This window comes from Uliginosibacterium sp. sgz301328, from assembly GCF_041807905.1.
GTDB lineage: Bacteria > Pseudomonadota > Gammaproteobacteria > Burkholderiales > Rhodocyclaceae > JBGVSA01.
The window spans coordinates 1-23409 of record NZ_JBGVSA010000031.1 but is presented as its reverse complement, the minus strand read 5'-3'; the positions used below and the strand labels follow the sequence as shown (position 1 = coordinate 23409).

Below are 23409 nucleotides of genomic sequence, written 5' to 3'. Positions count from 1 at the left end.
GGGTGTAGTGCCAAAAATTGGTGCACTGCTCACAGGTCCTTGTGGCTCAAGCACTTGCCGCCGCGAGTCAGCGGCTATCAACATGCTTGTGCACAGTTTGTGTGGATAGCCCCGTCTGCAGTACGAGCGACAAGGCATTCCGCACAGACGAAGAAGCGGAATTGCGCTATGTTCGCTGTCCCCCTCAAGAGTCATCTGGAGCCCGCAGTGTCTGCAGCAGGCAACAAGAAGCGCGTGTTGTTCGTGTGTACCGGCAATATCTGCCGCTCGCCGACGGCCGAAGGCATCGCCCGTTTCTGGGCTCGCAAGATGGGGCTGGACGGCCTCGTTGAATTCGACTCGGCCGGCACGCACGGCTACCACGTCGGCGAGGCGCCGGACCTGCGCGCGCAACGCGCCGCTGCGGCGCGCGGCTACGATCTGGCCCCGCTGCGCGCGCGCCAGGTGACGCGCAAGGATTTCGCGGATTTCGACTATGTGCTTGCGATGGACGAAGGGCATCTGCGCCAATTGCAGCGCATGTGTCCGCCCGAGTTCCGCGACAAGGTGACGCTGTTTCTCAGCCATGCCGAACGGTTTGCGCCCGGCGACGTGCCCGATCCGTACTACGGCGGCGACAAAGGGTTCGAAGAGGTCCTCGACATGTGCGAGGACGCCGTGCACGGGCTGCTCGACAAGCTGCGCTGACGCGATCGGGCGCTGCCGCCGGGCGCTTACTTCGATGCCGCGTCGTGCGCCGCGTCCTTGACGCTGCTGGCTGCGCTTCGCGTGGCGTCGGCGGCGCGGTGAGCTGCGTCCTTGGCATCGGACGCCAGACTGTGTGCGGCCTCCTTGGTCGAATCCGCCAGCGACGCGGCGGCGGATTTGGCTTCGCCGGCCATCTCGCCCGTCTTGTCGGCTGCCTTGTCGGCGGCTTCGCCGGCCGCGCTGGCCATCGATTGGGCGTCCTGCTTGATGCCGGCCCCGAGCGCCGCAGCGGCCGATTGCGTGGACTCGATGGCTTGCTTGAGGTCGGGTTTGGCGTCGCTGGCGGCTTCCTGCGTCTTCTGGCAGGCCGCCAGCACGAACATTGCGGCTAAGGCAATCAGCGTTGGGCGCATCGGTGGCTCCTTTGTTGGCGAGTCCTCAGCATGGCAGCGCCCGATCGGGGAGGCAAGACAGCCGGCCGGCGGTGCGCGGCCTCCGGTATCATTGCGGATTACCCGAGCAGAGAGCGGGCCAACGGCCCGATGCCCATGGAACTCATCAGCCATTTCATCGACATCGTCCTGCATCTGGACAAGTACCTCGCCATTCTCGTGGCGCAGTACGGCCCGTGGATCTACGCGATCCTGTTTCTGATCATCTTCTGCGAGACGGGGCTGGTGGTCACACCCTTCCTGCCTGGCGACTCCCTGTTGTTCGTGGCAGGTGCGCTGGCGGCCACCACTGGCGGCGGTATCGACATCTGGGTGCTGTCGATCAGTCTGTTCGTCGCGGCTGTGCTGGGCGACAACGTCAATTACTGGATCGGCCGGCGCGTCGGCCGACGCGTGTTCTCGTGGAACCAGTCGAAGTTCTTCAACCGCGCGGCGTTCGACAAGGCGCACGCCTACTTTGAGCGGCATGGCGGCAAGACGATCATCATTGCCCGCTTCATGCCGCTGGCGCGCACGTTCTCGCCCTTCGTGGCGGGCGTGGCGGCCATGGATTACCGCCGCTTCCTGCCGCTGGACATCCTGGGTGGCGCACTGTGGATCTTCTCGCTGTGTTTTGCCGGTTACTTTTTCGGCAACATCCCGTTCATCAAGCACAACCTCAGCCTGTTGATCGTGGGCATCATCGCCGTGTCGCTGATGCCGCTGGCCATCGCCTGGCTCAAGAGCCGGCTGCAGCCCAAGTCGGCCTGATAATAAATAGGCCGGCCCGGCTCGGACCGGCCGGTTCCCCGGTATTTCGCAATGAAGAATGTAGTCATCCTGATCTCTGGCCGTGGCAGCAACATGGAGGCCATCGTGCGTGCCGGCATCAAGGGCGCGCGCATCGCCGCGGTGATCAGCAACAGGCCCGATGCCGCAGGGCTGGCCTTTGCCTCCTCGCACGGCATCCAGACGCAAGTCGTCGATCACAAGGCGTTTGCGGGCCGAGACACCTTTGACGCCGCGCTGGCCGAAACCATCGATGCGCACGCGCCGGATCTCGTCGTGCTGGCGGGTTTCATGCGCGTGCTCACGCCTGCGTTCGTCGATCACTACGCGGGGCGGCTGTTTAACATCCACCCGTCGCTGCTGCCGGCTTTCCCCGGTCTGCACACGCATCAGCGCGCCATTGAATCGGGCGCCAAACTGCATGGTGCGACGGTGCATTTCGTGACCTCGGAGCTTGATTGCGGTCCGATCGTCGTTCAGGCTGCCGTGCCGGTCCTGCCTGATGACGACGTCGCCGCACTGAGTGCTCGCGTGCTGGCGTTTGAACATCGTATCTACCCGGCAGCCGTGCAATGGTTCGTCGACGGGCGATTGAGCATCGACGGGCAGCGAGTGACGCTACATGACGCGCCGCTGGCGCCCGACGGCTGGATTTCGCCGCCGCTGGCATAGAGGTCTCGTGCAGTCGCATCGGCTACTGGGCTGGGCATTCGCAGCCTCCATCACCGTTCATGTGGTCGCCTTGATCGCCCCGGGCTGGCGCTTGCCCGAGACACCCGAGCCGCCGCTGCGGATCGATGCCAAGCTACTGCAAATGCCCGCTCCGCCCGCCGTCAGACACACACCGAAACCGACCGCGCAGCCGGCGCCCGGGCCCACGCCGCGGGTGACCGCCGCCGACAGGCAGAGCGCGAGCAGCGTGGCGCAAGGCGCCGAATCATCGTCGGAATCGTCATCGACGAGTTCCGCATCGAGCGCGCCTGCGGCAGAATCCAGTCCGCTGGCCGAAGGGCAGAGCGCGTCGTCGTCTTCGGCATCGGCGTCGTCCGAACCGGCGCTGGCCATCCAGACGGACTGGCCGCGCAAGGGCTGCATCGGCTACGTGCTCAACGTAACGTACGGCATTCTCAGCGGTGACCTCGGCCACGCAGAGCAATGCTGGCAACACGATGATTCGAGCTATTCCGCGAGCCTCAAGGGGCGTGCCGCGGTGGCGTGGCGCGAACTGTTGCTCGAGCAGCGCTCGTCGGGCCGCGTGGCCGGCGGGTTGCCGATCTCGGAACAATTCGACGAGACCGTCGACAAGCGTAGCTATCAGACGCTGTTCGATCCGAATGCCAGCGCCGTCCGCCAGAATCGCAATGGCGATCCGCGCGAAGTGCCCACGGGCGGCGTGGCGCTCGACATGCTGGCGCTGATGCAGTTTCTGTCACTGCAGCCGGATGACCGCGAGGCGTTCGACGTATTCGTTGTAGCCTCGCGCGGCATGGTGAGCCGTGTGACCGTCGTGCAGCAAGAGCCGGGCGAGGTGAAGTTGCCGGGCGGCACGGTCATGGCGCGGCGCTATCGCGCCGAGGCGCGTGGCGGCGAGCTGCGTATCGATGTGTGGATATCGCGCGAGTTGCGCAATGCGCCAGTGCGTTTCCGCATCGTCAACAAGGGCGACATTTTCGATTTTCTAGCGACCGACGTTACGCTCGACGGCAAACAGATCATGCGGGCACCGCCGCCGCCACCCAGGAACCCGGCCGACGACTCGGATTGAGTCGCGCCCGCAAGAACAAGATTGAACATCCACAAGAGTTATCCATGACCATCCAGATCACAGCCCCGCAACTCGAAGCCGCCGCTGACGCGCTGGCCGAAGTGTTGCGTTTCCAGTCTCCTGCCGATGGCGTGCTGAGCGCCTATTTCCGCAGCGAACGCAAGCTCGGCCAGCGCGATCGCGCCGTCATTGCCGAGACCGTCTACGGTGTGCTGCGCCACCTGCGCCGCGTGCGTGTCGCGGCGGGCGACGCGGTCGGCGCACGCAAGCTGATCCTGGCGTGGCTCGTGCGTTTCGAAGGCTACTCGCTGCGCCAGCTTGACCCGCTGCTCTCCGGTGGCGAGCGTCAATGGCTGGCCGATCAGAAGGCGGCGACGCCGCCCGAGCCCACGCTGGCCGAACGCTGCGACATGCCGGACTGGCTCGCCGCGCGCCTGTCGGCACAGCGCGGTGACGCCGCCACCATCGCGTTGGCCGATGCGCTGTCGCAGCCGGCGTCGCTGGACATCCGCGTGAACCCTGCGCGCATCGATCGTGACGCGGCGTTGGCTCGCCTCAAGGCCGATGGCATCGAAGGGCGCCCCGGCGAATACTCACCGCTGTCGATCCGGCTCGACCGCAAGGTCGCGCTGCAAAAGCACCCGCTGTTCCTGGATGGTTCCATCGAAGTGCAGGACGAGGGCAGTCAGTTGCTGGGATTCCTCGTCGCGCCGCGTCGCGGCGAAATGGTGGCCGATTTCTGCGCTGGCGCGGGCGGCAAGACGCTGCTGCTCGGCGCGTTGATGCGCTCGACGGGGCGCCTGTATGCCTTCGATGTGTCGGAAAAGCGGCTCGCGCGTTTCAAGCCGCGCCTGGCGCGCTCGGGTCTGTCGAACGTGCATCCTTCGGCCATCGCGCACGAGAATGACGTTCGTATCAAACGCCTGGCCGGCAAGATGGATCGCGTGCTGGTCGACGCGCCGTGCAGCGGTTTCGGCACGCTGCGCCGCAACCCCGATCTGAAGTGGCGGCAGGACGAAGAAGCCGTTGATCGTCTTCATGCCAAGCAACTGGACATCCTCACCGCCGCCGCTCGCCTGGTGAAGTCGGGCGGGCGTTTGGTGTACGCGACGTGTTCGCTGCTGGCAGAAGAGAACGATCAGGTGGTCGATGCGTTCCTCGCGGCGCATCCCGAGTTCGTGGAGGAGTCCGCGACGGAAGTGCTGGCTTCACAGCGCATTACGCTCGATACGGGCGCCCGCCTGCGCCTGGACCCGGTCAGCCATGGTACGGATGGTTTCTTCGCCGCTGTGCTGACCCGTCGCGCGTGACAGCCGATCGCCACCATGCGTGACTTCCTGATCGATCTGCAAAGCCTGTTCGCCAATACGTCGGCGCGGTACGAGTTGCTGCTGATCGCCATTCTCGTGGGCGTGGCGTTCGCGCTGGCGCGCCGCGTCGGGCGCCATGTGCGTGGCATGCAGGGAGACCTGCAATACGCCGGGCTGCGACGGCTGGCCTTCCCGCTCATTGGTGTATTGCTGCTGGGCGTGGCGCGCTTTGCCGCGGACCATTCGGGCTGGTCGCTGCATCTGGTGGGCGTGGCCACGCGCCTGCTCATTGCGCTGGCGCTGGTGCGCATCGTCGTATATGCCTTGCGGCGCGCGTTCGCGCCGTCGGGTTGGCTGGCCAACTTCGAGCGCAGCATCGCGGCGATGATCTGGCTGGTGGTTGCACTCGATGCCCTCGGCCTGCTGCCGGATCTCATCCAGTGGCTGGACGGTTATTCGCTGATGATCGGCAAGAGCCGGCTCACGCTGTGGAGCGTGATGCATGGCGCGGTCACGGTGATGGCGGCGTTGATCCTGGCGCTATGGATTGGCGGCCTGCTCGAAGCGCGCCTGATGGCTGCGTCGATTGATCGCAGTGTGCAGGTGGTGCTGTCGCGTGCGGTCAAGGCGCTGCTGGTGTTCGTCGCCGTGCTGGTCGGCGCCTCGCTTGCCGGACTGGATCTGACCACGTTGTCGGTGTTCTCCGGCGCCCTGGGCGTGGGCCTCGGTCTGGGCATGCAGCGCATTGCCAGCAACTACGTGGCGGGCTTCATCATTCTGCTCGATCGCTCGATCCGTATCGGCGACATCATCCAGGTGGGCTCCGAGCAGCGTGGCGAGGTCAAGCAGATCACCACGCGCTACACGGTGGTTCGTGCGCTCAACGGTATTCATTACATTGTGCCGAACGAGGCGCTGGTCAGTTCGGTGGTGCAGAACGAGACCTACATCGACACTCGCACACGCGGCTCGCTGCGGGTGCAGGTGGGCTACAACGCCGACGTTGATCGCGCCATTGCGATCATGGAAGAGCTCGCGCGTGCCCAGCCGCGCGTCATCGCAGATCCGGCTCCGTCCGCCTCGCTCATTTCGTTCGATGACAGTGGCATTACGCTCGAATTGGGATTCTGGGTGTCCGATCCACTCAAAGGGACGGGCGGCATTCGCTCGGATATCGGCCGCGAACTGTTGCGCCGCTTCCGCACGGAGTCGATCGAGATTCCGTTCCCGCAGCGCGAAGTGCGCATCATCGGGCAGGGCGAGGCGGCATCGGGAAGCGCCGCATAAAAAAAAACGGCCACCGCCGTGCCCGGACGGTGGCCGCTCGTGCGGGGGCGTCAGGCCGTGACGGCGACGATGCCCTTGAGCGCTTCGACCAGCGCCTTGCATTGCGCTTCGGTGCCAACCGTGATGCGCAGATACTGTTCGATTCGACGCTGACGGAAGTGACGCACGATGATGCGCCGCTCGCGCAGTGCCGCCGCGACGGCCGCTGCATCGTGCTGCGGATGGCGCGCGAAGATGAAATTGGCGGCCGAAGGCAACACTTCGAATCCCAGGTGTTGCAGTTCGGACGTCAGACGTTCGCGGCTGGTCATCACAGCATGGCGGGTCTTTTCAAAGTGATCGCGATCTTCCATCGCCACCGAGGCGCCGACGATGGCAACGCGATCCAGCGGATAGGAGTTGAAGCTGTCCTTGACCCGTTCGAGCGCTTCGATGAGGTGCGGCTGCCCGATGGCATAGCCCACGCGCAGGCCGGCCAGCGAACGGCTCTTGGAGAGCGTCTGCGTCACCAGCAGGTTGGGGTGGCGCGCCACCAGCCCGACCGCGCTCTCGCCACCGAAGTCGACGTAAGCTTCATCCACCACCACGACAGCGTCGGGCTTGGCATCCAGCAGTCGTTCGATGTCAGCCAGCGGCAACAGTCGCCCCGTCGGCGCGTTCGGGTTCGGGAAAATCACCGCGCCGGCGTCAAGCGCGATGTAGTCATCGACGTTGATGGCGAAGTCATTCGTGAGCGGTACCTGTTCGTACTCGATTCCGTACAGCCCGCAATACACCGGATAGAAGCTGTACGAGATGTCCGGGAAGAGCAGCGGCCGGTCGTGCTTGAGCAGTGCCATGAAGACGTGCGCCAGCACTTCGTCGGAGCCGTTGCCGACGAATACGTGGTCCGTACCCACGTCGAAATGCCCGGCCACGGCCTGCTTGAGCCGGTCGGCCGACGGGTCCGGATACAGCCGCAGCGTGTCGGCAATCTCGGCGCTCATGGCGGCCAGCGCGCGAGGCGACGGGCCGTAGGGGTTTTCGTTGGTGTTGAGCTTGATGAGCCCGGTGATCTTCGGTTGCTCGCCCGGCACGTAGGGGGTGAGGCGATGAACGATATCGCTCCAGTAGATGCTCATTTGGGTCGGTCTAGTGTGGGTGAGGGGCGCCATGCCGCATGCGGCGCGGGAAGGGCGTCGGGATGGTATTATACCGGGCGGCGCGGTGCGGACCTCGCCGAAACTCATTTTTGACACTCGAACCATCGACATTCGCCATGCGGCAAGCCGACATCACCCGCAACACGCTGGAAACGCAAATCTCCGTGCGCATCGACCTCGATGGCAGCGGCGTCGGCAAACTGGACAGCGGCGTGCCGTTCCTCGATCACATGCTGGACCAGATCGTCCGCCATGGCCTGATCGACCTGGACGTGACCGCGCGTGGCGATCTGCATATCGATGCCCACCACACCGTCGAAGATATCGGCATCTCGCTGGGGCAGGCCTTTGCCAAGGCCGTCGGCGACAAAAAGGGCCTGCGCCGCTACGGCCACGCCTACGTGCCGCTGGACGAAGCGCTCTCGCGCGTGGTGGTCGACCTCTCCGGCCGCCCCGGATTGGTGTTCGACGTGGAATTCACGCGTGCCCGCATTGGTGATTTCGATGTCGATCTGGTGCGCGAATTCTTCCAGGGCTTTGTCAATCATGCCCTCGTGACGCTGCATATCGACAACTTGCGGGGCGTGAACGCGCACCACCAGTGCGAGACCGTTTTCAAGGCATTCGGCCGTGCGCTGCGCGCTGCGGTCGAGCGCGATGAGCGTGCTGCCGGCGCCATGCCGTCCACCAAGGGCGTGCTCTGACCGGCTCGAATCTCCCTGGCGTATTGCTTGCTTGACTGAACACCGGCACGCGAACGTGCCCCGAGCAGCCGCCGCTGACTTATCTTTGCCAGAAACCAATGAGCCGCATGCGAGTCGTCGTCGTCGATTACGGGATGGGAAACCTGCGTTCTGTCGCCAAGGCGGCCGAACATGTCGCGCCGGAGGCGCAGATCGTGGTGAGCGGCGATCCGGCCGAAGTGGCGCGTGCCGATCGCGTGATCGTGCCGGGGCAAGGCGCCATGCACGATTGCATGCGCGAGTTTCTGGCGCGCGGCCTGCACGACGAGGTGCTGCGCGCGGCCGAAAGCAAGCCGTTCCTGGGCATCTGTGTGGGCATGCAGATGCTGTTCGACCATTCCGAAGAAGGCGACACGCGGGGCCTGGGTATTCTGTCCGGCAAGGTCGTGCGGTTTCGCGACGGCATGATGGGCGACGATGGCGTGGCACTGAAAGTGCCCCACATGGGCTGGAACAATATCCAGCCTGCGGCGTCGCACCCGTTGTGGGACGGCATCGAGCAGGACGAGCGTTTCTATTTCGTGCACAGCTACTACTGCGTGCCCGACAAGGTGGCCGATACGGCGGCGCAGACCCAGTATGGGGCGCCCTTTACCTGCGCGGTAGCGCGGGATAATATCGTTGCCGTCCAGTTTCACCCCGAAAAAAGTGCCAAGGCGGGCCTGCAGTTGCTCGCCAATTTCATGAACTGGCGTCCCTGAACGACATCAGCCGACATCCCCCGACATTCGTGCTCCGATGCCAGCCATTCCCGTTCCATTTACCCTCCCCGAACCGACTTTCGCAAGATCATGCTGCTGATTCCCGCGATCGACCTCAAAGACGGCCACTGTGTCCGCCTGCGTCAAGGCGACATGGAGGACGCGACAGTGTTTTCCGAAGACCCCGCCGCCATGGCTCGCCATTGGCTGGAACAAGGGGCTCGCCGCCTGCATCTGGTTGACCTCAATGGCGCCGTGGCCGGAAAGCCCAAAAACGAATCCGCCATCCGCGCCATCGTCGACGAACTCGATGACAGCATTCCCATTCAATTGGGCGGAGGCATCCGCGACCTCGATACCATCGAGCGCTACCTCGACGACGGCGTGTCGTACGTCATCATCGGCACCGCCGCGGTGAAGAACCCGGGGTTCCTGCACGATGCGTGCAGCGCCTTCCCCGGCCACATCATCGTCGGGCTCGATGCGCGCGACGGCAAGGTGGCCGTCGATGGCTGGTCCAAGCTGACCGGACATGACGTCATCGACCTGGCCAAGAAGTTCGAGGACTATGGCGTCGAATCGGTCATCTACACCGACATCGGTCGCGACGGCATGCTCAACGGCGTGAATATCGAAGCCACCGTCAAGCTGGCGCAGGCGTTGCGTATCCCCGTGATCGCCAGCGGCGGGCTGACCAACCTCGACGATATCGAGGCGCTGTGCAAGGTGGAAGGCGAGGGCGTCATCGGCGCCATCACCGGCCGCGCGATCTACGAAGGTACGCTGGATTTTCGCGCCGCCCAGGAACGCGCCGACACCTTGTCGGAGTCGGAATAAAGTTTGAACCATTGCCACCCGCATGCCGCGGGTGGCCGGACCTACCGTCAGAACATGCTCGCAAAGCGCATCATCCCTTGCCTCGATGTCAACGCCGGGCGCGTGGTCAAGGGCATCAATTTCCTCGAGTTGCGCGACGCGGGCGACCCGATCGAAGTGGCGCGCCGCTACGACGAACAGGGTGCCGACGAAATCACCTTCCTCGACATCACCGCCAGCTCCGATGAACGGGACATCATCCTCAACATCGTCGAGCAGGTTGCCGAACAGGTCTTCATTCCCCTGACCGTGGGCGGCGGCGTGCGCAGCGTGGCGGACGTGCGCCGGTTGCTCAACGCAGGCGCCGACAAAGTCAGCATGAACAGCGCGGCGGTGGCCAATCCGGAACTGGTGCGCGAGGCTTCCGACAAGGTGGGCAACCAGTGCATCGTGGTCGCCATCGACGCCAAGCAGACTTCGCCCGGCAAGTGGGAAGTCTTCACGCACGGCGGGCGGCGCAATACCGGGCTCGACGCCATCGAGTGGGCGCGCAAGGTCGAATCCCTCGGCGCGGGCGAAATCCTGCTGACCAGCATGGATCGCGACGGCACCAAGAGTGGTTTCGACCTGGCACTGACCCGCGCCGTGGCCGACGCGGTGGGCGTGCCGGTCATCGCCAGCGGCGGTGTGGGCTCGCTCGGGCATCTGGCCGATGGTGTGTCCGACGGACATGCCTCGGCCGTGCTGGCGGCGAGCATCTTCCATTACGGCGAACACACCGTGCGCGAAGCCAAGGAATTCATGCGTCAACGTGGTATCGAGGTAAGGCTGTGAGCGACAACCGCTGGCTCAATCAGGTCGTCTGGGACGACCAGGGCTTGGTGCCGGTCATTGCGCAGGATGCGCAGACCGGCGAAGTCCTGATGTTCGCATTCATGAACCGCGAGGCGCTCGAACAGACGGCCCGCACCGGCGAGGCGGTCTACTGGTCGCGCTCGCGCCGCAAGCTGTGGCACAAGGGCGAAGAGTCCGGTCATATCCAGAAAGTGCGTGAAATCCGCCTGGACTGCGACAGCGACGTGGTACTGCTCAAGATCGAGCAGATCGGCGGCATCGCCTGTCACACGGGGCGGCGGAGCTGCTTCTTCCAGAAGCTGCTCGGCGACGGCAAGTGGGAAGCGGTCGATCCTGTCCTGAAGGACCCGGAAGTCATCTATGCCAAGGCCGACGCTGAAGCCAGGAAGCCGGCCAAAAAAGAAGGAGGCGCAGCATGATCGACGCTGAAGTCCTGCAACGCCTGTCGGCCACCCTGGCCGAACGCAAGAACGCGCCCAAGGAATCCTCGTACGTGGCGAGCCTCTACGCCAAGGGTACCGACGCCATCTGCAAGAAGGTCGCAGAGGAAGCCGCCGAGACCATCATGGCGGCCAAGGACGGTGACCTGCGCCACATCGTCTACGAAGTGACAGACCTGTGGTTCCACTCGATGATCCTGCTGGCCAAGTTCGGGCTATCGGCCGACGATGTGCTGGCCGAACTGCGGCGCCGCGAAGGCATTTCCGGCATCGAAGAAAAGAACGCACGGGGACAAAAATGAGCGACTGCATCTTCTGCCGCATCGTCAAGGGCGAAATTCCGAGTGACAAGCTCTACGAAGATGATGATCTGCTGGCGTTCCGCGACATTCGTCCGCTCGCCCCGGTCCACCTGTTAATCATTCCGAAACGTCACATTGCGACACTGGCCGACTGCTCGGAGCAGGACGCCCCCCTGCTCGGCAAAATGCTGGCGGTCGTCCCCCGGCTGGCCCGCGAGGCGGGGCTGGCAGAGGGTTTTCGCACCATAATCAATACCGGCAGGGTAGGCGGCCAGGAGGTGTATCATCTGCACGTTCACATCCTGGGCGGGCCGCAGCCGCTGCCTGCAATGCTGAAGCACTGAGGAGCAATACAATGGGTTCGTTGAGCATCTGGCACTGGCTGATCGTGCTGGTCATCGTGATGCTGGTTTTCGGCACCAAGAAGCTGCGCAACATCGGCCAGGACCTGGGCGGTGCAGTCAGGGGCTTCAAGGAAGGCATGCGCGAAGGCGAGGCCACCGGCACCACACCGCCGTCGCAGCAGATCGACAGCAAGACCGTAGACGCAGAAGCGCGCGAGCGGGACAAGGTCTGAGCGAGGTTCCGAGGTCTTTGAGTTCTTGACCAGGAGGGGCGCTTCACCGAGCGCCCTTGTCATTTTTGGCGGACACTTTTCAATCGTTCAATGTTCGATATCGGTTTCTCGGAACTCGTCGTCATCGGCGCCGTGGCCCTGGTGGTCATCGGCCCTGAAGAATTGCCGCGCGTGGCGCGCACGGCGGGGCAGCTCATGGGGCGTCTGCGCCGTTACGTGTCGGACGTGAAGTCCGATATCAGCCGCGAGATGGATGTTTCCGAGTTCAAGCGCATGCAGGAAGAACTCGAACAGTCCGCCCGCGAAATGCGTGAATCGCTCTCGCGCACGGCCGCGGAGTTCCAGCAATCGCTGGAGCGCGAGAAGCAGGAAATCGAAGAGGTCGCCGTCGAGGCGCAACGCGCCATCGCGCCACCGGACGCGCTCGAAGCCGCCGTGAATGCCGCAACCGCCGAAGCCGAAAAGCCGGCCGATGTGGCCGAACCGGCCGCTGTCGAAGCATCGGCCCCATCTGATGCGCCCGCGCCCAAGCCGGCCCGTCGCCGCAAGCGCGCAGCGGTCGCCGAGGAGTCCCCCGAACCGGTCGATGTCGAGGCGGCATTGGCTGTGGGGCCGGCCGCCGATCCCGCGCCGAAGAAGCGTACGCCGCGCGCCAAGGCTGGCGCTGTTGCCCAGCCGGCGCCCGAAGTGCCGCCGGTGGTGGCCGCCGTCATCGCCGCCAGCGTCCCTGCCGCGGTCGAAGCGGACGAGGAAGAGGCTCCTTTCGTCGACGAAAACCAGCTCGACATGTTCGGCGGCAGCGCCGTTCCGCAAAACAAGGGTTAGGGCGCCGTGGAAGACACATTTCTCTCTCACCTGATCGAGCTGCGCACCCGACTGATTCGCGCCTCGGCCGCCGTGCTCATCGTGTTCCTGTGCCTGATGCCGTGGCACAGCGAGATTTACGATCTGCTGGCTCGTCCGATGATGATGGCGTTGCCCGAAGGGACCAAGATGATCGCCACCGGCGTGGTCACGCCGTTCTTTGTGCCCATCAAGGTCACGTTGCTGACCGCTTTCGTGGTGTCGCTGCCGTTCGTGCTGTATCAGGCCTGGGCCTTCATCGCACCCGGACTCTATGCCCATGAGCGCCGCTTCGCCATGCCGCTGGTACTGGGCGGCACGCTGCTCTTCCTGGCGGGCATGGCGTTCTGCTATTTCTTCATCTTCGGCACGGTGTTCAAGTTCATCGCCAGCTTTGCGCCGAAGAGCATCACCCCGGCGCCGGACATCGAGCAGTACCTGTCTTTCGTGATGACGATGTTCCTCGCCTTCGGTGTCACCTTCGAAGTGCCGATCGTCGTCATCCTTCTGGTCAAGACAGGGCTGGTCAGCGTCGCCAAGCTGGTCGAGGCGCGCCGCTATGTGATCGTCGGCGCCTTCGTGGTGGCCGCAGTCGTCACACCGCCGGATCCCACTTCCCAGATCCTGCTGGCCGTGCCGATGATCGTGCTGTTTGAAGTCGGCTTGTTCATTGCGCGCCTGATCGAACGCGACCGCGATCGTCTGCCTGTGCGTACCTGATCCGTATCGAACGGCGACCTTCGGGTCGCCGTTTTTCGCTTGTTGCAAGTACGCTCCCCGAGGAGCCCGTGCATGGACAAAGCAGATCACCACCCCCGCCATCGCCTGGCGCGTTACGCGCGCCTGGGGGTCCGTACGCACATCGCGGCATTGCTGGCATTGATCGTCGTACTGATCGCGCTGGGTATGCTATGGCGCGATGCCATCCGCTATGGCTGGCTCAGTGTGTCCACGCTCGAAGCTGGCGCGCAGTGGGCCCGCAACCAGCATTTCGCCCCGCTGCTGGTGGTGGCGGCCTATGTGGTCGCGGGCGTGTTCTTTCTGCCCTTTACGCCGCTGGTGATCGTCACGGGCGCGGTCTTCGGGCCGCTGTGGGGGTCGGTCTACGCGATCGCCGGCGCGCTCGCCAGTGCCCTGGCGAGCTACGGTTGTGGAAAGGCGGTGGGGAGCGACCTGATCACGCGCTTCGGCGGCGAGCGCGCGCGACACCTCATTCAGCAACTGCAGCGACGCGGCTTCTACGCCATCCTCTTCGTTCGGGTCGTGCCGGTCGCGCCCTTCAGCGTCATCAACGTGGTGGCCGGGGCGTCGGGTATCCGCGTGCGCGACTTCGCGCTCGGCACGCTGCTTGGGATGGTGCCTGGCGTCGTGATTACCGTGGTGTTGTCCGACAGCATAGCGGACATCGTGACGCGGCCGTCGGCGTCTTCCGTGGCGATGGTCGTGCTCGGCGTGGTGGTGCTGCTGCTCGTCGGTGTCGCGGTGCGGCGCTGGATGAAACGCCGCCCCTGACGCCTATGAGAATGTCATCCTGTGTTCCGCTGGATGGTTACTTCTTGAGCAAGGGCTTGAGCGCCGGCCACACATTGTCCAGCACCATCGGCTGTGCCTGTGCCACCGGATGCAGGCCGTCGGCCTGGAATAACTCGCGCTTCTGAGCAAAGCCGTCGAGCAGGAACGGGACCAGCGCGGTCTTGTATTGCTTTGACAGATCGGTGAAGGTGTCGCGGAACTTCTGCGTATACGCCTGGCCGAAGTTCGGCGGCATCTGCATGCCGACGAGCACGATGCGCGCACCAACGTCCTGCGACGCGCGGATCATCGCATCGAGATTGTCTCGCATGGCCTTGAGCGACAGACCGCGCAGGCCGTCATTGGCGCCCAGCTCGATGATGACGACACTGGGTTTTGCGCGGTCGAGCGCGGCACCGATGCGCGACCGGCCGCCGGCAGTCGTCTCTCCGCTGATGCTGGCATTGACGACGTCGTACCGGTAGCCTTCGCTCTTGAGCTTTTTATCGAGCAGGGTGGGCCAGGCCTGTGCCTGTTCGATGCCGTAGCCGGCCGACAGGCTGTCGCCCATCACGAGAATGCTGGCAGCCAATGCGCCGCGAGCGGCCAACAACAAGAGAAGCACAACAATGGATCGACCCATTCAAACGAACTCCGTACCCGTGGTGGAAGTCAGCGGCCTGGCCAAGCGCGTGCCGCTGGCCGATGGCGGGACGCTGGATATTCTGCAGGACATCGGCTTCGCAGTGGGCGAAGGCGAAACCCTGGCGATCGTCGGTGCCTCCGGCTCCGGCAAATCGACCTTGCTGGGACTGCTGGCGGGGCTCGATGTTCCCACTGCCGGCACCGTGCGCCTGCGCGGGCGAGACATTTTTGCATTGAACGAGGACGAACGCGCGCGCGTGCGCGGCGAGACGATCGGCTTCGTGTTCCAGTCGTTCCAACTGCTGCCGGCGCTCAATGCGCTCGAAAACGTCATGATGCCGCTGGAACTTGCTGCGCGTTCCGACGCCCGGACTTCGGCCGCACGCTGGCTCGAACGCGTCGGATTGGGGGCGCGCCTGCATCACTATCCCAAGCATCTGTCCGGGGGCGAACAGCAGCGTGTTGCACTGGCGCGCGCCTTCGCCATGCAGCCAGCGCTGCTGCTGGCCGACGAGCCGACCGGCAATCTCGACGCGGTGACCGGCAAACAGATCATCGATCTCATTTTCGAACTCAACCGCGAAACGGGCACCACGCTCATGCTGGTCACGCACGACGACCAGCTTGCGGGCGCCTGCCATCGGCAGGTGCGGTTGAAGCTCGGGCGTATCGTCGAAGACTCCGCCTCGGTTGGCGTCGCATGAAGTTCGCGGTCTGTCGCGCCCTGTGCGCGCTGATGTTGGTGGCCGCATGCGTGGCACCGCCCACGGCGTGGGGCGCTTCTGGCGACCTGCCGGCTGGCGCCCGGTTCGAATCCGGTTTTTCTCCCCACGGTGACGCACAGGCGATCGTGTTGCACGCCATTGCGTCGGCCGACAGACAGATTCGCGTTGCCGCGTATCTCTTCACCAGCAAGTCCATCGCGACCGCCCTGGTCGAGGCTCGCCAGCGCGGTGTGGACGTGCGCGTGGTGGCCGACGCCAAGGAGAACCGCAAGGGCTTCACGGCCGTGCGCTATCTCGCGAATGAAGGCGTGCCGGTGCGCCTCAACGGACGATACGCAATCCACCACGACAAGTTCATGGTGATCGACGGCGAAACGGTCGAGACGGGCAGCTTCAACTTCACCGCGGCCGCAGCGACCAAGAATGCCGAAAATGTCCTCGTCCTGTATGACGTGAAGCCGCTGGCCGAAAGCTACCTGCGTGAATGGCAGCGCCTCTGGGACGAGGCCGAAGACATGCCGCCGGCATTCTGATCCGGCGCCTCACAGGAGAACACCGAGCATGGCGCAAAAGCGCACGCAACAGGCCATCCAGTACACGGTAGAGGCCCACTCACCGTCGGCACACATCTTCCGCGTGACACTCACGCTGGCTTCGCCCGCGCCGGCGGGAGAATCTTTCATGTTGCCGTCGTGGATTCCCGGCAGCTACATGATCCGTGAGTTCGCCCGCAATATCGTCACCGTGCGCGCAATGCAAGGCCGGCGAGAGATCGTGCTGGTCAAGGACGACAAAGACACCTGGCGGACACAGGGCAAGCTCGACGCGGCGACCCCGCTGGTCGTGGTGTATGACGTCTACGCGTGGGACCTGTCGGTGCGTTGCGCGCACCTGGACGACACGCATGGTTTCTTCAACGGCACGCAATTGTTCTTGCGCGTGGTGGGACGCGAATCGCAAGCCCATGTCGTCGACATCCGCCGGCCGCAAGGCGCTCGATTCCGCGACTGGTGCGTGGCGACCACCTTGCCACGAGCCCGTGGCGCGGGGGCGGCTCCTGCGTATGGCTTCGGGCTCTATCGCGCAGCCGATTACGACGAACTCGTCGACCATCCGGTCGAGATGGGCACCTTCGAGCTCATCAAGTTCAAGGCGCATGGTGTGCCACACGAAGTCGCCGTGACCGGGCGTGTACGCTTTGACGCCCAGCGCCTCGCGCGCGATCTGCAACGCATATGCGAATGGCACATCGACCTCTTCGGCCAACCGGCGCCATTTTCGCGCTACCTGTTCCTGGTGATGGCGGTGGGAGACGGTTACGGCGGTCTCGAACATCGCGATTCGACCGCACTGATCTGCTCTCGCAACGACTTGCCCGTGACCGGCGTGGCCGACACTCACGAGCGCTACCGCACTTTCCTCGGCCTGTGCAGCCATGAGTACTTCCACTCATGGAACGTCAAGCGCATCCAGCCCGCGGCATTCCGCCCGTATCGGCTCAACGAGGAAAACTACACCCGGCTGCTGTGGGTGTTCGAAGGATTCACTTCGTACTATGACGACATCGCGCTGGTGCGCAACGGGTTGATCTCGCGCGACGAATATCTTGCGCTGCTCGCCAAGACCATTGCCGGTGTCGAGCGCGGCACGGGACGTACGCGCCAGAGTGTCGCTGAATCATCGTTTGAGGCCTGGACCAAGTACTACCGTCAGGATGAAAACAGCCCCAACGCCATCGTCAGCTACTACACCAAGGGCTCGCTGGTGGCAGCCGGGCTGGACCTGACGATCCGCGCGGCCACGCGCGGGCGCAAGTCGCTTGACGACGTCATGCGTCATCTCTGGAATGCGTACGCACTTGGCGGGCGCAGCGTGGCGGAGGGCGAGATGCCGGCGATCGTCGAAGCGGCCACGGGCGTCGACGTGCGCCGTCAGATCCTCGCCTGGGCGGAAGGGACGGAAGACGTTCCGCTCGACAAGCTGCTCGCATCCTTTGGCGTGACGCTCACGCGCAAGCGGGGCGGGCTCTCGTCGGGCCTGGGCATGAAGACCAAGGCCGAGAACGGCACGCTGAAGCTGGCGAGCGTACTCGACGACGGCAGCCTGCAACGCGCGGGGGCGTCGGCGGGCGACGAACTGGTGGCGCTCGATGGTCTGCGCGTGACAGGCAATAACCTCGACGTGTTGCTTACGCGCTATCAGCCGGGCGACAGCTTCGAGCTGACGCTGTTCCGCCGCGATGAATTGCAGACCCGCCGTGTGACGCTGGATGCGCCACGCGTGGAGGAGTGCACGCTGGCGGCGGATGCCAAGGCCGCTGCCGCCACGCGCCGCCTGCGCGACGGCTGGCTTGGCACCGAATAGTCGCCGGCCGGTCAGCGCGACTTCATGTAGGCCACGAGCTGATCGAGCGCCGTACCCCAGCCGGTGTGGAAGCCCATCTGTTCGTGGCGGTCCTTGTCGCCGCCATCCTTGTGGCGCGCCCAGGCGCTGTAGCGCGTGCCGCTGCCTTTGGGTTCGATGAGGATGGTGGCGGTGAAGAACGGGTTGGCGGTCGGACGGAAGTCCGGCCCGAGCGTGTCGGTGAACGTCAGCCTTCGGTTCTCGACGACTTCAAGAAAGCACCCTTCATTGGGGAAATCCTTCCCCTCTGGTGAGCGCATGACGGTGCGGAAGAGACCGCCCGGACGCAGGTCGATCTCGCAATCGACCGTCTGCCAAGGCGCGGGCGTGAACCAATGCTTGATGTGTTCCGGCACGGTCCAGGCTTGCCAGACGAGTTCCGGACGAATATCGATGCTGCGTTCCAGCAGTAGGTCGCGCTGTGGGTCGAAACCGGGTGCAGGGTTGTTCATCTGAGGTCTCCTCTATCGGGTGGCCTCACAGTGTAGATGGCGTTGCGCGATCTTACTGTTCCTTCTGCGCGGACAGCGCCGAACCATTCCACTCCAGCCATTGCGCCTTGCCATGCCAATCGGCCAGTACCCAACGCTGGCATGCTCGGCCGTCTACGTTGAGCTCATGGCGGGCAGGGCGATGCGTATGGCCGTGGATGAGTACGGCAGCGCCGCTGTCGTGGAACGCGCGCTCCACCGCGCCGGCGTTCACATCCATGATGCCGACGTCTTTCTCTTGCTTGGCCATTTCGCTCTTGGCGCGCAGGTCTTCAGCAATCTTGCGGCGCACCGCCAGCGGTTGTGCAAGGAATTGAGCTTGCCATGCCGGGTTGCGCACCATGGCGCGGAACTGCATGTAGGGCAGATCGTCCGTGCACAGACTGTCGCCGTGCATCAGGATGGCGGGCGTGCCACCCAGTTCAATCGGATACGGCTCCGCGACGATGCTCACGCCGGCGCGCTCGGCGAATACCGGCCCGAGGAGGAAGTCGCGATTGCCCACGATCACGCGGATATCCACGCCGCTATCGGCGACCGCGCGCAGGGCGTCCGCCATCTGCGCGTTGAAAGGGTTTTCGAGATCGTCGTCGCCTGCCCAGTATTCGAACAGATCGCCCAATATCCACAGCGTCTCGCACTCGTGCGCCGGACCATCCAGAAAGCGCAGGAAGGCATCGGTGGTGGCGGGTTCGGCCGGGTTCAAATGCAGGTCGGAGATGAAGCGGATCATGGTGGGTACAGGATTGGCGAGGAAAAGGGCGCGTGGTGCGCCCCGATACGTGGCCGGCAAGTGAGCCCTGCCGGCCGCCGCAGTCGATCAGAGCACTTCGACCTTCTCGATGACGACGTCTTCGGTCGGGACGTCCTGGTAGAAACTGCGCTTGCCGGTCTTCACGCCCTTGATGGCGTCGACCACGTCCAGGCCGTCGGTGACCTTGCCGAACACGCAGTAGCCCCAGCCTTGGGTCGATTCGTTGCGGAAGTTCAGAAAGTCATTGTCGGCAACATTGATGAAGAACTGGGCGCTGGCCGAATGGGGATCCTGCGTGCGGGCCATGGCGATGGTGCCGCGTTCGTTCTTGAGGCCGTTGCTGGCCTCGTTCTTGACCGTGTTGGGCGCCGGCTTCTGGCTCATGTCCGGCAGATGGCCGCCGCCCTGGATCATGAAGCCGTCGATCACGCGGTGGAAAATCGTGCCGTCGTAGTGGCCGGCCTGGGCGTAGGCCAGGAAGTTCTTCACCGTTTCCGGCGCCTTCTCTTCGTTCAGTTCAAGCGTGATGACGCCCTTGTTGGTATGGATCTTGATCATGGTCGATTCCTTTGCGCGAAGCGCATTCAGGGGGTTGGACTATAGGTGAATCGTGCTGCCGCCCCGCGGCCTTGCCGGCCGCGAGGACTGCGGGTGCGCAATATTACTGCCTGACGGTCGCGGTGGCTGTTGCGGACAACCGGCACGACGCGCCCGGCTGGCTTACTTGCCCGTGCCGCTCACCAGCGTGGCGCGCTGGATGATCACCGGCGTGACTGGCACGTCGCCCATGCCGCCGACGTTGCCGGTACGGGCGATTTCGATCTTGTCGATGGTGTCCATGCCGTCAATGACCCGGCCGAATACCGTGTAGCCGTAGCCGTCCGGGCTGGGGTAGTTGAGCGAGCGGTTGTTGACCGTGTTGATGAAAAACTGGGCGGTGGCCGAATCCGGGTCGGACGTGCGCGCCATGGCGATGCTGCCGCGTACGTTGCCCAGCGTGTTCTTGGACTCACTTACGACCGGAGCGCGGGTAGGCTTCTGCGTCATGTCGGGCGTAAACCCGCCGCCCTGCACCATGAAGCCGCGGATCACGCGGTGGAAGATCGTGCCGTCGTAGTGCTTGTCGGCGACGTACTGGATGAAGTTGGCGACGGTCTTGGGTGCCTTTTCCGGATACAGCTCGACGGTAAAGTTGCCCAACGAGGTCTCGAAGCGCACGCGCGGATTGTTGGTCACGGTGGGGGCCGCGCCTTGCGCAGCCGCCGTGCCGGTGCCGCTCGCGGGGACGTCGGCGGCTTGCGCCGTCATCAGCGCGCTGGCGCTCAGCACGACGAAGGCAGCCGCCGTGCGCAGCAGCGCACGCAGCGAGAATGAGGGAACGGTTGCGGCGATGTTCATGCGTTTCCTTCTAATAAAAGTCCATGGGCGGCCACTCGCTCGACGGGCCGGCCAGGATGCAGACCGTGCGGGCTTCCGGATGTTCCGTGCGGCGGCGTGGCCGGATGGCACGGGGAACCGGGCGAATAGTACTTGAGCCGGCGACAGGTGTGCGCGCGGCCGCGTCTCGGGCGCAACGTCCGGCCGGCGGCGCATGTGTTAGAGTCGCCGAGATCAATTTACCCTGCCGCTGCGGGGGATGGCCGGGATGGAGCCCGGCAGGCGCCTCGTCACGGGGCCCCCGCGGCTGAGACACGCAATGCTCAAGATCCACAACTCGCTGTCCCGCAAGAAAGAAGAATTCGTTCCCATCGAGCCCGGCAAGGTGCGCATGTATGTGTGTGGCCTGACGGTCTACGACTATTTCCATATCGGCAATGCGCGCACGCTGACGGTTTTCGACATGGTCTATCGCTGGCTGCGCAGCGAAGGCTTCGATGTCAAATACGTTCGCAATATCACCGATGTTGACGACAAGATCATCGATCGCGCCAACAAGAACAACGAGCCGATCGAAAGCCTGACGGCCCGCATGGTGGCTGCCATGCACGAAGACACCGACCGCTTGCTGCTGCTGCGCCCGTCGAGCGAACCGCGCGCCACTGGCCACATCGACGACATGCTGTCGATGATCGGCAGGCTGGTCGAGCGCGGCAAGGCCTACCCGGCCGACAACGGCGACGTGTACTACGCGGTGCGCGAGTTCCCCGGCTACGGCAAGCTCTCCGGCAAAGCCATCGACGATCTGCGCGCTGGCGAGCGCGTGGCCGTGGACAGTCACAAGCGCGATCCGCTCGACTTCGTCCTCTGGAAGGCAGCCAAGCCGCACGAGCCGCACTGGCACTCGCACTATGGTGAAGGCCGCCCGGGCTGGCATATCGAATGCTCGGCCATGAGCCACGCCGAACTGGGCGAGACCATCGACATTCATGGCGGCGGCTGGGACCTGCAATTCCCCCACCACGAAAACGAGATCGCGCAGAGCGAGGGCGCCTCGGGCAGGCCTTTCGTCAATTACTGGATGCACGCAGCGTTCCTCAACATGGACAACGAAAAGATGTCCAAATCGTTGGGGAATGTTTTCACCACGCGCGAAATCCTCGCCAAGCTCGACGCGGTGCAGGGTGGCGAGGTGGTGCGTTTCTTCCTGCTGCGCGGCCACTATCGTTCGGAAATCAATTACACCTGGGACACGCTGCAAGACGCGCGCAACTCATTGCTGGCGCTGTATACCGCGCTGCGCGACGTCACGCCCGCGGATGTCGCCATCGACTGGAGCAACCCGTTTGCCGCGCGCTTCCGCGACGCGATGAACGACGACTTCAACACGCCCAATGCCTTTGCCGTGCTGCACGAACTGCGCGGCGAGGTAAACCGCACACGCTCGCACGAACTGTCGGGCCTGCTGCGCGCACTAGGCGGCACACTCGGCCTGTTGTCGCAGGATCCGCGCGCCTTCGTGCATGGCGCAGTTGCCGGCGGTGACGACGCCGCCCGCATCGAAGCGGCCATTCAGGCGCGAATCGACGCGAAGAAAGCGCGCAACTTTGCCGAAGCCGATCGCATCCGCGACGAACTGAAGGCGCAGGGCATCGTGCTGGAGGACGGCGCCGGCGGCACGACCTGGCGGCGGGCATGACGGGTACGCGCGGGGATTGCCTGCCCGCGCAGACATTCTTGAGATGGCTTCATCGGGAGGCGGGTCTTGAAGGTCTATCTGGTCGCAAACCCCAAGGGTGGCGCGGGCAAAAGCACCGTGGCAACCAATCTCGCCGGCATGCTGGCGCACCGCGGCTGGCGTGACGGCAGCACCCGCGTCATGCTCGGCGACGTCGACCGGCAGCAGTCGTCGCGCTATTGGCTGGAGCGCCGGCCGAGCTCGGCCGCGCCGATCACCAATTGGGAGATCGCGCCCGGCCAGCCCGCCAAGCCGCCGCGCAGCACCACCCACGTGGTGCTCGACACACCCGCCGGTCTCCACGGCGACAAGCTGAAGAGTCTCCTCAAGCAATCCGACTACGTGCTGGTGCCCGTACAGCCGTCGATGTTCGATCTGCTCGCGACACGTGCCTTCTTCAATGAACTGGCCGAGCTCAAAGCTGCGCGCGGTGTGGATGTGGGCATCGTGGGCGTGCGCGTCGATGAACGTACGCGGGCGGCGGAGCAATTCCATCGCTTCATCGAGTCGACCGGGCTGCCGCTGGTAACGTGCCTGCGCGATACGCAGGTCTATGTGCAGCTTGCGGCCCATGGGCTGACGGTGTTCGATGTGGCAGCGCATCGGGTTGAGAAGGATCGGGCGCAATGGGCGGCCATTGATGAGGCGTTGGTGTGATGCGCATGAGGGTTTTTGTGCGTTGCTTTGAAAGCCCCTTGCTTGTCTGAGGCTGTGTTCGTCAACGGCAGTCTCCGCTGCTGATGCTTGATGGCCGCGAGTTGGTTCCAAAGGGACATGCATTTCCCGCGTGGCGGCTTCCTTTCGAGAACCCTTTCCTTGAGCATTGGCTTTGCGGACTCGGTCTCGACTGCTGATGCCCGACGGCCGGGAGTTCGTCCCGGCGGCCGAGTCACTTTCTTGTTATCGACAAGAAAGTAACCAAAGAAACGACCCCAACATCGCCGCCGGCCTACGGCCGGTCCCCTGCGCTACTCGTCAAGTCAGGCGGCTGCGGAACTCGTCGCTGCGCTCCTCAGACAGTCCTCGCCGACCCGCTACGCGGGCGACCTGACTTGTCTGCATTGCTCGGCGGCTCA

General features: G+C 64.3%; 30 protein-coding genes. 22 read left to right on the top strand and 8 right to left on the bottom strand.

From position 1 onward, the window contains the following. The first annotated feature begins 168 nt into the window (after positions 1-168). Positions 169-687 carry a low molecular weight protein-tyrosine-phosphatase gene (locus tag ACDA63_RS17870; RefSeq protein ID WP_373664649.1) on the top strand — a complete coding sequence of 173 codons (519 nt, stop codon included), beginning with the start codon at positions 169-171 and terminating at the stop codon, positions 685-687. Positions 688-713: 26 nt separating this feature from the next. Here ACDA63_RS17870 and ACDA63_RS17865 read toward each other — a convergent pair whose 3' ends face one another. Next, the gene (locus ACDA63_RS17865; protein ID WP_373664648.1) at positions 714-1100 is read right to left on the bottom strand and encodes a hypothetical protein; all 387 of its coding nucleotides are present in this window, start codon (positions 1098-1100) and stop codon (positions 714-716) included. 135 nt (positions 1101-1235) lie between these two features. Between ACDA63_RS17865 and ACDA63_RS17860 the strand changes: the two genes are divergently transcribed. Both ACDA63_RS17860 and purN read left to right on the top strand, forming a co-directional pair. Beyond that, positions 1236-1889 carry a DedA family protein gene (locus ACDA63_RS17860; protein ID WP_373664647.1) on the top strand — a complete coding sequence of 218 codons (654 nt, stop codon included), beginning with the start codon at positions 1236-1238 and terminating at the stop codon, positions 1887-1889. Positions 1890-1940: 51 nt separating this feature from the next. Then, entirely contained in the window at positions 1941-2579 is a 639-nt protein-coding gene (purN, locus tag ACDA63_RS17855; protein ID WP_373664646.1) for a phosphoribosylglycinamide formyltransferase, read from the top strand. Between the two features lie 57 nt (positions 2580-2636). On the opposite strand, the gene ACDA63_RS17850 is transcribed toward purN, so the two are convergent. After that, a complete protein-coding gene (locus tag ACDA63_RS17850; RefSeq protein ID WP_373664645.1) occupies positions 2637-3002 on the bottom strand; it encodes a hypothetical protein in 366 nt (121 codons plus the stop codon). 7 nt (positions 3003-3009) lie between these two features. On the opposite strand from ACDA63_RS17850, the gene ACDA63_RS17845 reads away from it, so the two are divergent. Genes ACDA63_RS17845 through ACDA63_RS17835 form a run of 3 tightly spaced genes read left to right on the top strand, consistent with a single transcriptional unit; the run spans position 3010 to position 6269 of the window. Then, complete coding sequence (locus ACDA63_RS17845; protein WP_373664644.1) at positions 3010-3672, top strand: DUF3108 domain-containing protein; 663 nt, start codon at positions 3010-3012, stop codon at positions 3670-3672. Between the two features lie 44 nt (positions 3673-3716). Beyond that, positions 3717-4982: an RsmB/NOP family class I SAM-dependent RNA methyltransferase gene (locus ACDA63_RS17840; RefSeq protein WP_373664643.1), complete on the top strand. Its 1266-nt coding sequence runs from the start codon at positions 3717-3719 to the stop codon at positions 4980-4982. A gap of 15 nt (positions 4983-4997) precedes the next feature. Next, positions 4998-6269, top strand: a complete 1272-nt coding sequence (locus ACDA63_RS17835; RefSeq protein WP_373664642.1) for a mechanosensitive ion channel family protein — start codon at positions 4998-5000, stop codon at positions 6267-6269. A gap of 50 nt (positions 6270-6319) precedes the next feature. Here ACDA63_RS17835 and hisC read toward each other — a convergent pair whose 3' ends face one another. Further along, positions 6320-7390: a histidinol-phosphate transaminase gene (gene hisC, locus ACDA63_RS17830; RefSeq protein ID WP_373664641.1), complete on the bottom strand. Its 1071-nt coding sequence runs from the start codon at positions 7388-7390 to the stop codon at positions 6320-6322. A gap of 137 nt (positions 7391-7527) precedes the next feature. Between hisC and hisB the strand changes: the two genes are divergently transcribed. The 11 genes from hisB to ACDA63_RS17775 all read left to right on the top strand — a co-directional run bounded on the left by hisB (position 7528) and on the right by ACDA63_RS17775 (position 14200). Then, positions 7528-8115, top strand: coding sequence for an imidazoleglycerol-phosphate dehydratase HisB (gene hisB / locus ACDA63_RS17825; protein ID WP_373664640.1), 588 nt, complete (start codon positions 7528-7530; stop codon positions 8113-8115). A 98-nt stretch (positions 8116-8213) separates the two neighbouring features. Next, positions 8214-8855 carry an imidazole glycerol phosphate synthase subunit HisH gene (gene hisH, locus ACDA63_RS17820; protein ID WP_373664639.1) on the top strand — a complete coding sequence of 214 codons (642 nt, stop codon included), beginning with the start codon at positions 8214-8216 and terminating at the stop codon, positions 8853-8855. 90 nt (positions 8856-8945) lie between these two features. Further along, a complete protein-coding gene (hisA, locus tag ACDA63_RS17815; protein WP_373664638.1) occupies positions 8946-9692 on the top strand; it encodes a 1-(5-phosphoribosyl)-5-[(5-phosphoribosylamino)methylideneamino]imidazole-4-carboxamide isomerase in 747 nt (248 codons plus the stop codon). 54 nt (positions 9693-9746) lie between these two features. Beyond that, on the top strand, positions 9747-10505 hold the full coding sequence (gene hisF / locus ACDA63_RS17810) for an imidazole glycerol phosphate synthase subunit HisF (protein ID WP_373664637.1): 759 nt from the start codon (positions 9747-9749) through the stop codon (positions 10503-10505). Beyond that, a complete protein-coding gene (gene hisI / locus ACDA63_RS17805) occupies positions 10502-10945 on the top strand; it encodes a phosphoribosyl-AMP cyclohydrolase (RefSeq protein WP_373664636.1) in 444 nt (147 codons plus the stop codon). Before hisF ends, hisI begins: the two co-directional genes overlap by 4 nt. Then, entirely contained in the window at positions 10942-11268 is a 327-nt protein-coding gene (locus ACDA63_RS17800) for a phosphoribosyl-ATP diphosphatase (RefSeq protein WP_373664635.1), read from the top strand. The genes hisI and ACDA63_RS17800 overlap by 4 nt, the downstream gene beginning before the upstream one ends. After that, the gene (locus ACDA63_RS17795; protein WP_373664634.1) at positions 11265-11612 is read left to right on the top strand and encodes a histidine triad nucleotide-binding protein; all 348 of its coding nucleotides are present in this window, start codon (positions 11265-11267) and stop codon (positions 11610-11612) included. The genes ACDA63_RS17800 and ACDA63_RS17795 overlap by 4 nt, the downstream gene beginning before the upstream one ends. Positions 11613-11623: 11 nt before the next feature. Next, positions 11624-11845, top strand: coding sequence for a Sec-independent protein translocase subunit TatA (gene tatA, locus ACDA63_RS17790; protein ID WP_373664633.1), 222 nt, complete (start codon positions 11624-11626; stop codon positions 11843-11845). Between the two features lie 90 nt (positions 11846-11935). Beyond that, entirely contained in the window at positions 11936-12670 is a 735-nt protein-coding gene (tatB, locus tag ACDA63_RS17785; protein WP_373664632.1) for a Sec-independent protein translocase protein TatB, read from the top strand. 6 nt (positions 12671-12676) lie between these two features. Then, a complete protein-coding gene (gene tatC, locus ACDA63_RS17780; RefSeq protein WP_373664631.1) occupies positions 12677-13408 on the top strand; it encodes a twin-arginine translocase subunit TatC in 732 nt (243 codons plus the stop codon). Positions 13409-13480: 72 nt separating this feature from the next. Continuing rightward, positions 13481-14200 carry a TVP38/TMEM64 family protein gene (locus ACDA63_RS17775; protein ID WP_373664630.1) on the top strand — a complete coding sequence of 240 codons (720 nt, stop codon included), beginning with the start codon at positions 13481-13483 and terminating at the stop codon, positions 14198-14200. Positions 14201-14237: 37 nt separating this feature from the next. Here ACDA63_RS17775 and ACDA63_RS17770 read toward each other — a convergent pair whose 3' ends face one another. Continuing rightward, positions 14238-14843, bottom strand: coding sequence for an arylesterase (locus ACDA63_RS17770; RefSeq protein ID WP_373664629.1), 606 nt, complete (start codon positions 14841-14843; stop codon positions 14238-14240). On the opposite strand from ACDA63_RS17770, the gene ACDA63_RS17765 reads away from it, so the two are divergent. Genes ACDA63_RS17765 through ACDA63_RS17755 form a run of 3 tightly spaced genes read left to right on the top strand, consistent with a single transcriptional unit; the run spans position 14830 to position 17934 of the window. Then, positions 14830-15549, top strand: a complete 720-nt coding sequence (locus tag ACDA63_RS17765) for an ABC transporter ATP-binding protein (RefSeq protein ID WP_373664628.1) — start codon at positions 14830-14832, stop codon at positions 15547-15549. The genes ACDA63_RS17770 and ACDA63_RS17765 overlap by 14 nt on opposite strands. After that, positions 15546-16103 carry a phospholipase D family protein gene (locus tag ACDA63_RS17760; RefSeq protein WP_373664627.1) on the top strand — a complete coding sequence of 186 codons (558 nt, stop codon included), beginning with the start codon at positions 15546-15548 and terminating at the stop codon, positions 16101-16103. The genes ACDA63_RS17765 and ACDA63_RS17760 overlap by 4 nt, the downstream gene beginning before the upstream one ends. Positions 16104-16131: 28 nt before the next feature. After that, positions 16132-17934: a M61 family metallopeptidase gene (locus ACDA63_RS17755; RefSeq protein WP_373664626.1), complete on the top strand. Its 1803-nt coding sequence runs from the start codon at positions 16132-16134 to the stop codon at positions 17932-17934. An 11-nt stretch (positions 17935-17945) separates the two neighbouring features. Here the strand turns inward: ACDA63_RS17755 and ACDA63_RS17750 are convergent, their stop codons facing one another. The 4 genes from ACDA63_RS17750 to ACDA63_RS17735 form a co-directional block, all read right to left on the bottom strand. Further along, entirely contained in the window at positions 17946-18425 is a 480-nt protein-coding gene (locus tag ACDA63_RS17750) for an SRPBCC family protein (protein WP_373664625.1), read from the bottom strand. 52 nt (positions 18426-18477) lie between these two features. Then, positions 18478-19197, bottom strand: coding sequence for a UDP-2,3-diacylglucosamine diphosphatase (locus ACDA63_RS17745; protein WP_373664624.1), 720 nt, complete (start codon positions 19195-19197; stop codon positions 18478-18480). Positions 19198-19284: 87 nt separating this feature from the next. Then, entirely contained in the window at positions 19285-19776 is a 492-nt protein-coding gene (locus ACDA63_RS17740) for a peptidylprolyl isomerase (protein ID WP_373664623.1), read from the bottom strand. A 162-nt stretch (positions 19777-19938) separates the two neighbouring features. Beyond that, positions 19939-20616, bottom strand: a complete 678-nt coding sequence (locus ACDA63_RS17735) for a peptidylprolyl isomerase (RefSeq protein ID WP_373664622.1) — start codon at positions 20614-20616, stop codon at positions 19939-19941. A gap of 298 nt (positions 20617-20914) precedes the next feature. On the opposite strand from ACDA63_RS17735, the gene cysS reads away from it, so the two are divergent. Beyond that, on the top strand, positions 20915-22294 hold the full coding sequence (gene cysS / locus ACDA63_RS17730; protein ID WP_373664621.1) for a cysteine--tRNA ligase: 1380 nt from the start codon (positions 20915-20917) through the stop codon (positions 22292-22294). Positions 22295-22360: 66 nt separating this feature from the next. Next, positions 22361-22990, top strand: a complete 630-nt coding sequence (locus ACDA63_RS17725; RefSeq protein WP_373664620.1) for an AAA family ATPase — start codon at positions 22361-22363, stop codon at positions 22988-22990. The last annotated feature ends 419 nt before the right edge of the window (positions 22991-23409 follow it).